Here is a 13,863-nt window from a genome sequence, read left to right on the forward strand (position 1 = left end):
GTATGAGCAGTTATCGGATCGCAGTATTGCCGGGTGACGGCATTGGCCCGGAAGTGATGGCCGAGGCCGTCAAGGTGCTGGAAAAGGTGCAGGCCAGATTTGGCTTCGCCCTCGACTACGAGCGCCACGACGTGGGAGGCATCGCCATCGACAACCACGGCACCCCGCTGCCCCAGAGCACCATTGCAGGCTGCGAGGCGGCCGATGCCGTGCTGTTCGGCTCGGTGGGCGGCCCCAAGTGGGAGCACCTGCCCCCCAACGATCAGCCAGAACGCGGCGCCCTGCTGCCCCTGCGCGCCCACTTCAAGCTGTTCTGCAACCTGCGTCCGGCCCGCATCTACACCGGCCTCGAGCAGTTCTCGCCGCTGCGTGCCGACATCTCGGATCGCGGTTTTGACATCGCCTGCGTGCGCGAGCTGACCGGCGGCATCTACTTCGGCCAGCCCAAGGGGCGTGAAGGGGAAGGCCCCACCGAGAAGGCATTCGACACCGAGGTGTACCATCGCTTCGAGATCGAGCGCATTGCCAAGATAGCGTTCGAGTCGGCTCGTGTTCGCCGTGGCAAGGTCACCTCCATCGACAAGGCCAACGTGCTCGCCTCCTCCATTCTGTGGCGCGAGGTGGTGACCGAAGTCGCCAAGTCCTATCCGGACGTGGCGCTGAATCACATGTACATCGACAACGCCACCATGCAGCTCATCAAGGATCCGTCCCAGTTCGACGTGCTGCTCTGCTCCAACCTGTTCGGTGACATCCTCTCCGACGAGTGCGCCATGATCACCGGCTCCATGGGGCTGCTCCCCTCCGCCAGCCTCAACGAATCGGGCTTCGGTCTGTTCGAGCCGGCCGGTGGCTCGGCGCCGGATATCGCCGGCAAGGGCATCGCCAACCCCATCGCCCAGATCCTCTCTGCCGCCCTGATGCTGCGCTACAGCCTGGGCCAGGAAGCCGCCGCCCAGGCCATCGAGCAGGCCGTGGCCCAGGCCCTGGCCGAGGGTTACTTCACCGCCGACCTGCATCAGGCCAGCGCCCGTCACCCGGTGCAGAGCACGGCCGAGATGGGCAGCCAGATCGCCGCGCGCATCTGACCCCACGGCATCGATAACAAGGAAACCGAGCAATGGCCAAGACCCTCTATCAGAAAGTATTCGACGCCCACGTGGTCCGGGAAGTGGAAGGAGAAACGCCCCTCATCTACATCGACCGCCATCTGGTGCATGAAGTGACCAGCCCGCAGGCATTCGACGGCCTGCGCGCCATGAACCGCCAGCTGCGCCGCCCGGACCTGACCTGGGCCACCATGGATCACAACGTCTCCACCACCACCAAGGACATCGCCGCCTCCGGCGAGATGGCCCGCATCCAGATGGAAACGCTGGCCGTCAACTGCAAGGAGTTCGGGGTCCGTCTGTATGACCTGAACCACAAATACCAGGGTATCGTCCACGTGATGGGCCCCGAGCTCGGCATCACCCTGCCCGGCACCACCATCGTCTGCGGCGACTCCCACACCGCCACCCACGGCGCCTTCGGCTCGCTGGCGTTCGGCATCGGCACCTCCGAGGTGGAGCATGTGATGGCGACCCAGACCCTGAAACAGGGCCGCGCCAAGACCATGCGCATTTCGGTCAACGGCAAACTGGCCGCAGGCATCAGCGCCAAAGACGTGGTGCTGGCCATCATAGGCCGGGTCGGCCATGCCGGCGGTACCGGCTATGTGGTGGAGTTCGCTGGCGAGGCCATCGAAGGGCTCACCATGGAAGGGCGCATGACGGTGTGCAACATGGCCATCGAGCTCGGCGCCAAGGCGGGGATGATCGCCCCCGACCAGATCACCATCGACTACATCCGTGGCAAGGAGTTCGCTCCCAAGGGCGAGGCGCTGGAACAGGCCATCGCCTACTGGCAGAGCCTCAAGAGCGACGAAGGTGCCCACTTCGATGCCGAAGTGGTGCTCGACGCCGCCGATATCGCCCCGCAGGTCACCTGGGGCACCAATCCGGGTCAGGTGATCGCCGTCAATGAACCCATTCCTGCACCGGAATCCTTCAGCGATCTGATGGAGCAGCAGTCCGCCCGCAAGGCGCTCGCCTACATGGACCTGCAGCCGGGTCAGAAGCTCTCCGACGTTGCCATCGACAAGGTGTTTATCGGGTCGTGCACCAACAGCCGCATCGAGGATCTGCGCGCCGCCGCCGCCATCGCCCGCGGTCGCAAGGTCGCCGCTGGCGTGCAAGCGCTGGTGGTGCCGGGCTCCGAACAGGTGAAGGCCCAGGCCGAAGCCGAGGGTCTGGACAAGATCTTCATCGAGGCAGGCTTTGAGTGGCGCCTGCCCGGCTGCTCCATGTGTCTGGCCATGAACAACGATCGGCTGCAACCGGGGGAGCGCTGCGCCTCCACCAGCAACCGCAACTTCGAAGGGCGCCAGGGCCGCGCCGGCCGCACCCATCTGGTGAGCCCGGCCATGGCCGCCGCCGCCGCCGTCACCGGCCGCTTCGCCGACATTCGTGCACTGTAAGAGGGAACGTACATGACAGGTTTCAAACAGCACAAAGGGATCGTCGTCCCCCTCGACAGCGCCAACGTCGACACCGACGCCATCATTCCCAAGCAGTTTCTGCAGAAGGTCAACCGCATCGGTTTTGGCAAGCACCTGTTCCACGACTGGCGCTTCCTGGACGATGCAGGGGAGCAGCCCAACCCCGAGTTCGTGCTCAACCAACCGCAGTTCGCCGGTGCCAGCATCCTGCTGGCCCGCGAGAACTTCGGCTGCGGCTCGAGCCGCGAGCACGCCCCCTGGGCGCTAGCGGACTACGGCTTCAAGACCATCATTGCCCCGAGCTTCGCCGACATCTTCTATGGCAACGCCATCAACAACGGCATGGTGCCGGTGCGCCTGAAGGAGGAAGAGGTAGACGCCCTGTTCCAGCTGGTTGCCGCCCAGCCGGGCATCCAGATCGAAGTTGACCTGGAGGCCAATCAGGTGCGCGCAGGTAGCCTCAGCTTCGGCTTCGAGATCGACGAGTTCCGCCGCTACTGCCTGCTCAACGGGCTGGACGCCATCGGCCTGACCCTGCAACACGAGGCCGCCATCAGCGCCTTCGAGGCGAAGCAGCCGAGCTGGATTTGACCCATCAGGTGCCATAAAACGAGTAGAATCAACAGGGAGCCGCGGCTCCCTGTTTTATTGTCAGGCCAAGCTACACGCATGGCCGGCCACTTCTGCATGCCCGACGGGACACTCGAATGAAGATGACGATCGCCCTCCCCCTGCTCTGCGGCCTCTGGCTGGCGCTGCCGGTCTGTGCCGGGCAGACCTATTTCAACAGCAGCGGCGGTCAGCTCAACGTCGGTTGGCAGGACAAGGACGGCAAGGCGCAGCAGCTCACCTATCGGCTGGAAGCGGGCAAGTTGCCACCACTCATCGCCTATCGGCCGGCCCGCATGCAGGAGGACGTGCTGCAGAGCCTGTTGCAACAGGGGATGGCCGAGTTCCCTACCGTGCAGTTTGCCCTCTCTCGCCCCCAGATGGAGCTCAAGATCAAGGGACGCCAGCCCGAGCAGGTCAACAAGGCCATGAGCTGGCTCACCCAGCAACGGGACAAGCTGGAAGCCGAGTGGCTCAAGCAGCACTATTTCCAGCCCTTCACCGCCCCCGACGGCGCCGCCGCCATCAAGCAGGACCATGTGCGCATCGCGCTGGAGAGCCGCAACGAACTGGCGCCGCTGGCCGAGCAGCTCAAGCAGCAGGGCAGCACCGAGACCGAAGCCCGCCAGAAGACGGTGGCCCATATGCTCGACTTCGTGCAGTCCATCCCCTATCAGCTGCTCGACAGCCAGTCAGGGCGCCAGGGGAAGGGCTTTTTAACCCCGGGCCAGGTGCTGGAGCAGAATCAGGGCGACTGTGACAGCAAGGTGACCCTGATGGCCGCCATGCTGGCCCAGCTCTTTCCCGAATTGAAACAGGCCATGGTGTTCGTGCCGGGTCATGCTCTGCTGGGAGTTGCGCTGCCAGCCAAGCCGGGTGAGGCCACCCTGAACCGGGAAGGGGAAACCTATCTGCTGATGGAGCCCACCGGCCCGGCCCAGCTGGCGATGGGCCAGCTGTCACCGACCAGCAAGACCCTCATCGACAGCCAGCAGCTGAGCGTGCAGCCGGTTCGCGCGGATAAATAACGCCGCCCGTCGGGGCCGTCGTGAAAACAAGGGGAAAAACGCCAGAATGAAATCGACCAGCGCGGGGCTGGTCGATGCATGACGAAGGGTGTGACGGCCGGTCAGGCGAGGGCCTGGAACTCGATGGCCAGCAGCAGTCCATCCTCTTCTTCCAGCACCCGAATGATGCGGGCCTGCGCCTCGAAGGGGGGCAGCAGGTTGTTGTTGGTGGCCAGGCTCACCCGGATGGGTTGGCTCACATCGAGCTGATGCTCGGCGACGGCGATCCCCATGCCGTTGGCGCTGAGATCCCGGCAGACCCCTTCCAGTACCTGCTGTTGCTGAAAGATGGTGACGGGGGCATTGATTATCATGCGCTGGAAGGCGCGTCTTTCCTTGGTGCTGGTGATCACGCGAACATCCTCTGTTGTCTGACGCCGTCTCGCTGGCCCGCAGGAACAATTGTGCTGGCCTCCCCCCAAGAACGTTAATACAATGCGGTTCGTTTCTCAAACGGGGTGCGGTTTACCGCTGAGATTATACCCGTGAACCTGATCCAGATAATGCTGGCGGAGGAATTTGAGGCATGGCGCTCATTTTTTGCGCCCTCATCCGCTGGCACCTCATTGCTAAGGGAGTGCCGCTCATGAAAACCCTGCTGCTGGTCGCCACCAGCCTGCTCAGTGCCCAGGCCTTCGCGGCCGACACTCTCACCGTCTACACCTACAACTCCTTCACCGCTGAGTGGGGACCCGGTCCCAAGATCAAGCAGGCCTTCGAGAAGGAGTGCGGCTGCACCCTCAAACTGGTGCCGCTTGAAGATGGCGTGGCCATCCTCAACCGGCTGCGACTGGAGGGCAAGCACAGCAAGGCCGATCTGGTGCTGGGGCTGGACGATGCGCTCGTCAGCGAAGCCAAACAGAGCGGCCTGTTTGCCCCCCACGGCAGCAAGCTGGACGGGGTCAAAGTGCCGGGCGGCTGGCAGGACGATACTTTCGTCCCCTACGACTACGGCTACTTCGCCTTCGTCTACGACCAGAGCAAGCTCAAGAACCCGCCCAAAAGCCTGAAAGAGCTGGTAGAGCGCCCGGATCTCAAGGTGATCTATCAGGATCCGCGCACCTCTACGCCGGGTCAGGGGTTGATGCTGTGGATGAAGTCGGTCTACGGAGATGAGGCACCTGCCGCCTGGGCGCAATTGGCCAAGAAGACGGTCACCGTCACCAAGGGCTGGTCCGAGGCCTACGGCATGTTCCTCGACGGCGAGGCGGATATGGTGCTCTCCTACACGACCTCCCCCGCTTACCACCTGATTGCCGAGAACAAACCGCAGTATCAGGCTGCGGCGTTTGAGGAGGGTCACTACCGCCAGGTGGAAGTGGCCGCCAAGCTCAGCAGCGCCACCCAGGGCAAGCTGGCGGACCAGTTCCTGCAGTTCATGACAAGCCCCGCGTTCCAGAACGAGATGGCCACCGGCAACTGGATGTATCCGGTGATCGACACGCCGCTGCCCAAGGGCTTCGAGCAGATGATCACCGTAGCTAAGCCGCTCGCCTTCAGCAGCGATGAGGTGGCCGCCAACCGCAAGAACTGGATCCGCGAGTGGCTGCAAGCCGTCACCCAGTGAGCCGTATCTTCGCCAGAGCGCAGGCTCGCCCCCTCTGGTGGCTGCCGGGCAGTGCCGCCACCCTGATCATCCTGCTGCTCTCCCTGGGGCCGCTGGTGGCCCTGTTGTGGCAGGCCGGGTCGCTGGCGCCCCGTACCCTGCTGGCCGACCCCTACCTGCGCCACGTGCTGGGCTTCAGCCTCTGGCAGGCACTGCTCTCCACCCTGCTGAGCCTGGGGCTGGCCATTCCGGTGGCCCGCGCGCTGGCGCGGCGCCGTTTCATCGGCCGCCGTCTGCTGCTCAAGCTGTTCGGCCTCTCGCTGGTATTGCCGGTCATCATCGCCATCTTCGGCATCGTCGCGGTACACGGCAAGCAGGGCTGGTTGCCACAGTTGCTGCACGGGCTGGGGCTCGCTCCCGGCAATTACCTTTATGGCCTGCTCGGCATCCTGCTGGCCCACGTCTTCTTCAACATGCCGCTGGCGGCACGCCTGTTGCTGCAAAGCATAGAGAGCATTCCCGAGTCCTCCTGGCGCCTCGCCAGCCAGCTCGGCATGCGCTCTTCCCATATTTTCCGGCTGCTGGAGTGGCCGCTGATCCGGGCCCAGTTGCCAGGCCTGGCCAGCCTCATCTTCATGCTCTGCTTTACCAGCTTCACCACAGTGCTGGCGCTCGGGGGCGGCCCCAAATCAACCACCCTGGAGGTGGCCGTCTATCAGGCACTGCGCTTTGACTTCGATCTCGCCACCGCCGGCGGGCTGGCGCTGGTGCAGTTGCTCCTGACCGCGGGTCTGCTGATGCTTCAACACAAGCTGCAGAGCAGCCCGGCCAGCCGGATCAGCGCCCGGCGTCCCTGTCTGCGCCCGGACCGCCATCAGCCGGGAACCGGTCTGGTGGACGCCCTCGCCCTCGCTATCGGGCTGGCAGTGTTCCTGCCCCCCTTGCTGGCCATCGTGGTAGCCGGCCTCAACCCCGGCCTGCCGGGTGCACTGACCTCAAGCAAGTTGTGGCTGGCCAGCGCCCAGTCGCTGCTGATCGCGCTGGCGGCAGGCAGCCTGGCCACCCTGCTCGGCAGCGCGCTGCTGCTCACCAGCCGTCACCTGCGCGTGCGGGATCGCAAGCGGCGGGCCGCCGCCCTGTGGGAGGCCAGCGGCTCGGTGATCCTGATGATCCCGGCGGTAGTGCTCTCCACCGGCCTGTTCATCCTGTTCATGCCGTTCGCCGACGTGTTCGCCCTCGGCCCCTGGCTGGTGGTGCTGGTCAATGCCCTGATGGCGCTGCCCTATGTGCTGCGAACCCTCTCCGCCCCCATGCAACTGGTGGTGCGCCAGTACGACCGGCTGGCCGACAGCCTGGGGGTACGCGGACTGCATCGCCTGCGGCTGGTGGAGTGGCCCCTGCTGCGCCGCCCGCTGGCCCAGGCGGCAGCGCTTTCGATGATCCTGTCACTGGGAGATCTCGGCGCCATCGCCATGTTCGGCAGCCAGGAGCTCACCACCCTGCCCTGGCTGCTCTATCAGCAGCTCGGCAGCTATCGGTTGACCGAGGCGGCCGCCACCGCCCTGCTGCTGCTGATCCTCTGTTTCTCCCTGTTCTGGCTGATTGAACGTGGCCTGGGAGGCAAGCATGCCGAACATTGAAGCACACGCCCCAACCGCTTATTCGGCCGCTCCGGTTGGTCGAGCTGCCCCTTGGAGAAGAGAACATGCTGAATATTGATCAGCTGGTCACCAGCTACCCGGACTGGCGCGTCAGCTTCAGTGCCACCCTGCCCAAGGGGGAGATCACTGCGCTCATCGGCCCGAGCGGCGCTGGCAAGTCGACCCTGCTCGGCATGATCGCCGGTTTCGTGCCGGTAGAGTCCGGTACCCTCGACTTCGATGGCGAGGATCTGCTGCCGCTGGGCCCGGCCGCACGGCCGGTCACCACCCTGTTTCAGGATCACAACCTGTTCCTGCATCTGTCGGTGTTCGACAATATCGCCATCGGCCTGCACCCCGGCCTGCGCCTGAACGCGGCCCAGCGGGCCCAGGTGAAGGATGCCGCGAGCCGGGTTGGCCTCGGCGAGATGCTCACCCGGCTGCCGGAACAGCTCTCCGGCGGCCAGCAACAGCGAGTCGGGCTGGCCCGGGCGCTGGTGCGGGGCAAGCCACTGCTGCTGCTGGATGAACCCTTCTCGGCGCTCGATCCGGCCCTGCGCCGGGAGATGCTGGCGGAGGTGGCGAGGCTCGCCTGCGAGCAGGGCATTACCGTGCTGATGGTCTCTCATAACCCGGAGGATGCCCAACTCATTGCCGATCAGGTGTTGTTCGTGGACGAGGGGCGCATCGCCCTGCAGGGTACGCCGGACATCCTGCACAACAGCGATCACCCCGGGTTGCTGCGCTATCTTGGCCGCGCGCTAGCGCCATAGTGAAGCTGATGGAATCCCCCCTGTCATTGCCGGAGGATGCCCAGCTCATCGCTGATCAGGTGTTGTTCGTCGACGAGGGGCGCATCGCTCTGCAGGGTACGCCGGACATCCTGCGCAACAGCGACCACCCCGGGTTGTTGCGCTATCTTGGCCGCACGCAGGAGCAATAACCGATGACGGGATCAAAAAAGGGAAGCCGCCTGGCTTCCCTTTTTCATACGAAGATAGTCAATCAAATCAGAGGTTTTCCTCGGCGAAGGAGGCGAGCTTACTGCGCACCACCCCGTTCAGGAAGATGTTGGCACTGCCGTCGAAGTCTTTGAAACGCTCGACGATGTAGGTCAGACCTGAGGTCACCGGGCTCAGGTAGTTGGAGTCGATCTGGGCCAGGTTGCCGGAGCAGACGATCTTGGTGCCCTCGCCGCAACGGGTGATGATGGTCTTGATCTGGGACGCGGTCAGGTTCTGGCACTCGTCCAGCAGCACGAAGGTGTTCTGGATGCTGCGCCCGCGCATGAAGTTGACCGATTTGAACTGGATGTTGGCCTTCTCCATGATGTAACTGAGGGACCCACTCATGTTCTCATCCTGCTTGTGCAGCACCTCCAGGGTGTCGGTCACCGCCGCCAGCCAGGGCATCATTTTCTCTTCTTCGGTGCCAGGCAGGAAGCCGATGCTCTCGGCGATTTCCGGGGTATTTCGGGTGACGATCACCTTCTCGTAGATCCCCTTCTCGATCACCAGCTCCAGTGCGGCAGCCATGGCCAGCAGGGTCTTGCCGCAGCCCGCCGGGCCGGTCAGGATCACCAGATCAATGTGCGGATCGAGCAGCGCATCGAGCGCCATCCCCTGATAGACGTTCTTGGGATGTACCCCCCACGCCTTGCGGGACATCAGCCGCTCGCGCCCCAGATCCTTGATGCGGATCTTCTGGCTGTCGTGGCTGAGCACCCGGGCCGCGAAGAAGTTCTCTTCATCGATCAGGTACTGGTTGACGTGAATGCCCTCAAGCAGGTTGGCATCGATGACGTGAACGGTATCGCGGCCATGGGTCTCGCTGTCGCACTCGCCGACCCGCTCCCAGAAGCTGCCAGGCACCACCTGGAAGCCCTTGGCCAGCAGGCGGATGTCGTCGATCAGCTGATCGCTGCGGTAATCCTCGACGTGGGCAAGCCCGGCACCCTTGGCCTTGAGCCGCATGTTGATGTCTTTGGTGACCAGCACCACCTGACGTTTCAACTCGTGCTTTTGCAGGTAGAGGGCCGCGTTGATGATGCGGTTGTCGGCCTCCTTGTCGGTGAACACTTCGGCATCCTGCGGCAGATGGTGGTCACTGAAGATGGAGATGTGACCGCTCGCCTCACCGGCAAGCGCTACCCCTTGTGCAATCTGTTCCGGCGTTGCATCGCGAAATACATCCTCCAGCGCCCGAATGGCCACCCGCGCATCGCGGCTGACGTCCTTGTGACGATCCTTGATGTTGTCGAGCTCTTCCAGCACCGTCATGGGGATGAGCACGTCGTGCTCTTTGAAGGAGTAGATGGCGAGGGGTTCGTGAAGCAGAACATTGGTATCCAGGATAAACAGCTTTCGGTCCGTGTTGTCCATAAGCATCCTCCTTGGCACTGAAGGTGCCACGTGTGTGAATCTCAGATGTCATTGAAACCACACGGCCGTGACAGTTTTATTACCCCCAACGCTACGCCCGATTTTACTATCGCGCAACAAATCGCGTGTACCGTCGATGCGTTCGAACAGAAAAGCAGCAATGCAAAAGGCCGGCACCAAGGCCGGCCTGTTGTCTGCGATCAATCGCTCAACCGCACTTGGAATCGCCGCAATTGAGGCAGGTCATGCAGCCATCCTTCTGTACCATCGCCTTGCTGTGGCACTTGTAGCAAAGCGCTGCACCGGGTGGAAAACCGCTCCCGGCCTGCTGCTCGTCGCCCTGTTGCCGGGTTTGCAGCTCGGCCTGCTTGTCGGCCAGGAACGCCTGCTGGTGTTCATCCAGCCCGGCCACCTTGAGCATGCCGATCTCGGTGAGATGGGTTTCGATCACGTTGCCAATTTCGGCGATAAGCGAGGGTACGTACTTGCCCTTGTTCCAGTAGCCGCCCTTGGGATCGAACACCGAGCGCAGCTCCTCCACCAGGAAGGTGACGTCCCCCCCCTTGCGAAACACCGCCGAGATGATGCGGGTCAGCGCCACGATCCACTGATAGTGCTCCAGGCTTTTCGAATTGATGAAGATCTCGAACGGGCGGCGAGTCTCGTGCACCGTCCCCTCGTTGAGAATGATGTCGTTGATGGTGATGAACAACGAGTGCTCGGACACATGCTCCGGCGTCTTCAGCTTGTAGGTGGTGCCCATCAACCGCTCCGGCCGCAACACCGTCTCGTGCATGTGAACCACGTCATCCTGCACAGGGGGTTGCTGCGGTTCATCCCGGGTTTTCACCTGGTAGGCGACGATTTTCCTGTCGATTTTCTTGACCATGCGCTCGTCCTCAGAATTTACCGTAATAGCCTTCTTTCAAGGCATCGTAGAGGTTGGCAGCGGTATGCAGCTCGCCATCGTATTCAATCTCCTCGTTCCCTTTCGCCGTGACAACCGAGCCATCCTCCAGGGTGAACTCGTACAGGGTGTTCTCCAGGTCCTGCTCCTTCACCAGTACCCCCTGGAAGGCTGCCGGGTTGAACCGGAAGGTGGTGCAGCCCTTGAGCCCCGAATCCGACGCATAGAGATAAATGTCCTTGAACTGCTCGAACGGAAAGTCGGTCGGCACGTTGGCCGTCTTGGAGATGGAGGAGTCGATCCAGCGCTGGGCCGCAGCCTGAATGTCTACGTGCTGGGCCGGGCTGATGTCGTCAGCGGTGATGAAGTAATCCGGCAACCGGGTCGACTCATCCTCGGCATAAGGCATGGCAGCCGGATTGACCAGCTCGCGGTAGGCCAGCAGCTCATAGGAGTAGACGTCCACGCTCTCCTTGCTCTTCTTGCCCGGCTTGATGACGTTGCGACTGTAGTGATGGGCAAAGCTCGGCTCGATGCCGTTGCTGGCGTTGTTGGCCAGCGACAGCGAGATGGTGCCGGTCGGCGCAATGCTGCTGTGGTGGGTGAAACGCCCCCCCACCTCGACCAGCTCGGCAACCAGGGCGGGATCCACCTCGGCCACCTGCTGCATGTAGCGGCTGTAACGGGCGTGCAGCACCTTGCCCTTCACCTTGTCACCAAGCTTGATGCCGTCTGCCGCCATCTCGGGGCGCAGCCGCAGCAGCTTGCCGGTCACCTCGAACTCCTGCTCCATGATGGGGGCCGGGCCCTTCTCCTTCGCCAAGGCCAGGGACTCGCGCCAGCCGGTCATGGCCAGCTCCTGAGATACCTGCTCGGTAAAGGCGACGGCGGCGACAGAGCCGTATCTTATCCGCAGCATGGTGAGCGCCGAGCCGAGGCCGAGGAAGCCCATGCCATGACGGCGCTTGCTGATGATCTCTTCACGCTGCCTGGCAAGCGGCAGCTGGTTGATCTCCACCACGTTGTCCAACATGCGGGTGAAGATGGCCACAACCTTGCGAAAGGCAGACCAGTCGAAGGCGGCCTGTTCGGTGAAGGGGTCGCGCACGAACCGGGTCAGGTTGACCGAGCCCAGCAGGCAGGCCCCATAGGGGGGCAGAGGCTGCTCACCGCAAGGGTTGGTGGCGCGGATCTCCTCGCAGAACCAGTTGTTGTTCATCTGGTTAACCTTGTCGATCAGGATGAAACCGGGCTCCGCATAGTCATAAGTGGAAGTCATGATGATATTCCACAGCTTGCGTGCCGGCAGGGTCTTGTAGACCTTGCAGGCGACCTGCCCCAGCTCGTTGAACACCACCCCTTCCCTGTTCGGCCAGTCGGCCCAGAACACCTGAGCGGGATCGTCCAGCGCTATGCCGTCCTGCTCCACCTCCCTGGCGGTGTAGGGGAAGATAAGCTGCCAGGGGGCATCCTCTTTTACCGCCTTGACGAACTCTTCGGTGATGAGCAGGGAGAGGTTGAACTGGCGCAGACGGCCATCCTCCCGCTTGGCCTGAATAAACTCGATCACATCGGGGTGACGGATATCCATGGTGCCCATCTGGGCGCCGCGACGACCACCGGCGGACGAGACGGTGAAACACATCTTGTCGTAGATATCCATGAAGGAGAGCGGGCCCGAGGTATAGGCCCCGGCACCGGAGACAAAAGCCCCGCGCGGGCGCAAGGTTGAAAAGTCATAGCCAATGCCGCAACCGGCTTTCAGGGTCAGTCCCGCTTCGTGCACCTTGCCGAGGATGTCGTCCATCGAATCCTCGATGGTACCGGAGACGGTGCAGTTGATGGTCGAGGTCGCCGGCTTGTGCTCGAAGGCTCCCGCATTGGACGTGATGCGTCCAGCCGGGATGGCACCGTTGCGCAGCGCCCACAGGAAGGGCTCATACCAGACGTCTGGCTGCGACTCCTGGCCAGCCAGGGCACGAGCGACCCGCTGGTAGGTTTCATCGATCGTGCCATCAATGGGGACGCCATCCTTGCTCTTGAGACGATACTTGCTATCCCAGATCTCGAAGGATGTGTCCTGCAGGGGGATCAGGCGAGAGGCGCTCTCACTCTCCTGCACCGGGTTGGATTTAGCCATGTTCAATCAACCTCATGTGAATGGAACAATGTCACGACAGTAGCAATAAACACAACCAATAGCGAACAAACAAAATAAAAACACTATATGTAGTGTTTTTAATAACGAGAGAGCCTGTCTCATCCTAAAAAAACGCCCCGGCCAGCAGTGGGCTGGGCCGGGGCATTCACCGATTCATCGCCCGGGAAACGTGCTTCCCGGTCCAGATCAGGGTTTCTTGACGTACACGGTCGGGGTATCGCCCGCCATGTTCAGATAGAACTCATAGACGCCATCCGCATCCGGCGAGAACTTCATGTCTTCATACTTGGAGCAGGGGTTGACCGGCACGGCTTCACCACCCAGCACGGCAACGCCGTCACTCGGGCTCTTGTAGCCGAAGTTGGTGCCACAGCTCCAGCCTGAGTCGGCGAACTTGAACTTGTAGGGAGCCCACTCTTTCTTGAGCGTTCCCTTGGCCATGTAGAGCTTGTCGGCTACCTTGACCACCTTGCTCGCGTCGGTTGCCATCCAGTCGTTCATCTCCCCACGCAGGTAGATGGACTTGCCACCGAAATCGCTGTTGTCCGCAGCCGCTTGCTCAGCGCCACCGTGAGATGCGCAACCGCCTAATACCAGGGTTCCCGCCGCCAGCATCATCGTTACTGTTCTTTTGAACATGTGTCCATTCCTCAGATTATTGTGATTCCTTGGCCCATCAAACGTGGGCAGACGAATTAAAGCAGAGCGGGCATCACAAGAAAGGTAGAGGCATCACATTCTGTGCTTTTTCTGTTCAGCAATTGAATTGATGGACAAATATCAGCCAGACAAAAGGTGGACCATATAAGAAACGAGGTCAGGAAAGATGATCTTGAGCGATCAGATAAACGGGGTTCAGAGAGGAAAGGGCCGAATTTCAGACAATAAAAAACCCCGCTCAGATGAGCGGGGTTTCTCGTGTTGGGTGCCTGGCAGTGTCCTACTCTCGCATGGCGAATGCCACACTACCATCGGCGCTACCGCGTTTCACTTCTGAGTTCGGCATGGGTTCA

The 13,863-nt window shown here is 62.2% G+C and carries 12 protein-coding genes, 1 pseudogene and 1 riboswitch; of the genes and pseudogenes, 8 read left to right on the forward strand and 5 right to left on the reverse strand.

The window, feature by feature from the left end; genetic code table 11:
- The first annotated feature begins 2 nt into the window (after positions 1-2).
- The 4 genes from leuB (at position 3) to ACB032_RS17450 (ending at position 4,176) form a co-directional block, all read left to right on the forward strand.
- Positions 3-1,088: a 3-isopropylmalate dehydrogenase gene (gene leuB, locus ACB032_RS17435; RefSeq protein ID WP_371138421.1), complete on the forward strand. Its 1,086-nt coding sequence runs from the start codon at positions 3-5 to the stop codon at positions 1,086-1,088.
- A gap of 32 nt (positions 1,089-1,120) precedes the next feature.
- Entirely contained in the window at positions 1,121-2,518 is a 1,398-nt protein-coding gene (gene leuC, locus ACB032_RS17440; protein ID WP_371138422.1) for a 3-isopropylmalate dehydratase large subunit, read from the forward strand.
- A 12-nt stretch (positions 2,519-2,530) separates the two neighbouring features.
- Positions 2,531-3,130: a 3-isopropylmalate dehydratase small subunit gene (leuD, locus tag ACB032_RS17445; protein WP_024944306.1), complete on the forward strand. Its 600-nt coding sequence runs from the start codon at positions 2,531-2,533 to the stop codon at positions 3,128-3,130.
- A gap of 116 nt (positions 3,131-3,246) precedes the next feature.
- Positions 3,247-4,176, forward strand: a complete 930-nt coding sequence (locus ACB032_RS17450; RefSeq protein ID WP_371138423.1) for a transglutaminase domain-containing protein — start codon at positions 3,247-3,249, stop codon at positions 4,174-4,176.
- 101 nt (positions 4,177-4,277) lie between these two features.
- On the opposite strand, the gene ACB032_RS17455 is transcribed toward ACB032_RS17450, so the two are convergent.
- A complete protein-coding gene (locus ACB032_RS17455; RefSeq protein ID WP_017410271.1) occupies positions 4,278-4,568 on the reverse strand; it encodes a PilZ domain-containing protein in 291 nt (96 codons plus the stop codon).
- A 91-nt stretch (positions 4,569-4,659) separates the two neighbouring features.
- Positions 4,660-4,750, forward strand: a riboswitch (TPP riboswitch).
- Between the two features lie 51 nt (positions 4,751-4,801).
- Here ACB032_RS17455 and thiB point away from each other — a divergent pair.
- From thiB to ACB032_RS17475, 4 genes and pseudogenes are all read left to right on the forward strand, one after another.
- Entirely contained in the window at positions 4,802-5,782 is a 981-nt protein-coding gene (gene thiB, locus ACB032_RS17460; RefSeq protein WP_024944304.1) for a thiamine ABC transporter substrate binding subunit, read from the forward strand.
- On the forward strand, positions 5,779-7,401 hold the full coding sequence (gene thiP, locus ACB032_RS17465) for a thiamine/thiamine pyrophosphate ABC transporter permease (protein WP_371138427.1): 1,623 nt from the start codon (positions 5,779-5,781) through the stop codon (positions 7,399-7,401). The genes thiB and thiP overlap by 4 nt, the downstream gene beginning before the upstream one ends.
- A 65-nt stretch (positions 7,402-7,466) precedes the next feature.
- On the forward strand, positions 7,467-8,174 hold the full coding sequence (thiQ, locus tag ACB032_RS17470) for a thiamine ABC transporter ATP-binding protein (RefSeq protein WP_045527994.1): 708 nt from the start codon (positions 7,467-7,469) through the stop codon (positions 8,172-8,174).
- A gap of 29 nt (positions 8,175-8,203) precedes the next feature.
- Positions 8,204-8,344 (forward strand): annotated as a pseudogene (locus ACB032_RS17475) (thiamine ABC transporter ATP-binding protein); the annotation flags it as partial.
- Positions 8,345-8,411: 67 nt separating this feature from the next.
- On the opposite strand, the gene ACB032_RS17480 reads toward ACB032_RS17475, so the two are convergent.
- From ACB032_RS17480 to ACB032_RS17495, 4 genes are all read right to left on the reverse strand, one after another.
- Positions 8,412-9,782, reverse strand: coding sequence for a PhoH family protein (locus ACB032_RS17480; protein ID WP_011704812.1), 1,371 nt, complete (start codon positions 9,780-9,782; stop codon positions 8,412-8,414).
- A gap of 208 nt (positions 9,783-9,990) precedes the next feature.
- Positions 9,991-10,671: an NrdJb gene (locus tag ACB032_RS17485; RefSeq protein ID WP_371138424.1), complete on the reverse strand. Its 681-nt coding sequence runs from the start codon at positions 10,669-10,671 to the stop codon at positions 9,991-9,993.
- A 10-nt stretch (positions 10,672-10,681) separates the two neighbouring features.
- Positions 10,682-12,829, reverse strand: a complete 2,148-nt coding sequence (locus tag ACB032_RS17490; protein WP_371138425.1) for an adenosylcobalamin-dependent ribonucleoside-diphosphate reductase — start codon at positions 12,827-12,829, stop codon at positions 10,682-10,684.
- Between the two features lie 207 nt (positions 12,830-13,036).
- Entirely contained in the window at positions 13,037-13,489 is a 453-nt protein-coding gene (locus ACB032_RS17495) for a pullulanase (RefSeq protein ID WP_011704809.1), read from the reverse strand.
- Positions 13,490-13,863 lie beyond the last annotated feature (374 nt).

Source organism: Aeromonas sp. S5(2024), from assembly GCF_041403025.1.
Taxonomy (GTDB): Bacteria; Pseudomonadota; Gammaproteobacteria; order Enterobacterales; family Aeromonadaceae; genus Aeromonas; species Aeromonas hydrophila.

What these genes read in the sequence shown, in the direction of transcription:
- leuB (WP_371138421.1), top strand. Translation starts at nt 3, where the DNA reads ATGAGCAGTTATCGGATCGCAGTATTGCCGGGTGACGGCATTGGCCCG.
- leuC (WP_371138422.1), top strand. Translation starts at nt 1,121, where the DNA reads ATGGCCAAGACCCTCTATCAGAAAGTATTCGACGCCCACGTGGTCCGG.
- leuD (WP_024944306.1), top strand. Translation starts at nt 2,531, where the DNA reads ATGACAGGTTTCAAACAGCACAAAGGGATCGTCGTCCCCCTCGACAGC.
- ACB032_RS17450 (WP_371138423.1), top strand. Translation starts at nt 3,247, where the DNA reads ATGAAGATGACGATCGCCCTCCCCCTGCTCTGCGGCCTCTGGCTGGCG.
- thiB (WP_024944304.1), top strand. Translation starts at nt 4,802, where the DNA reads ATGAAAACCCTGCTGCTGGTCGCCACCAGCCTGCTCAGTGCCCAGGCC.
- thiQ (WP_045527994.1), top strand. Translation starts at nt 7,467, where the DNA reads ATGCTGAATATTGATCAGCTGGTCACCAGCTACCCGGACTGGCGCGTC.
- ACB032_RS17480 (WP_011704812.1), bottom strand. Translation starts at nt 9,782, where the DNA reads ATGGACAACACGGACCGAAAGCTGTTTATCCTGGATACCAATGTTCTG.
- ACB032_RS17485 (WP_371138424.1), bottom strand. Translation starts at nt 10,671, where the DNA reads ATGGTCAAGAAAATCGACAGGAAAATCGTCGCCTACCAGGTGAAAACC.
- ACB032_RS17490 (WP_371138425.1), bottom strand. Translation starts at nt 12,829, where the DNA reads ATGGCTAAATCCAACCCGGTGCAGGAGAGTGAGAGCGCCTCTCGCCTG.
- ACB032_RS17495 (WP_011704809.1), bottom strand. Translation starts at nt 13,489, where the DNA reads ATGTTCAAAAGAACAGTAACGATGATGCTGGCGGCGGGAACCCTGGTA.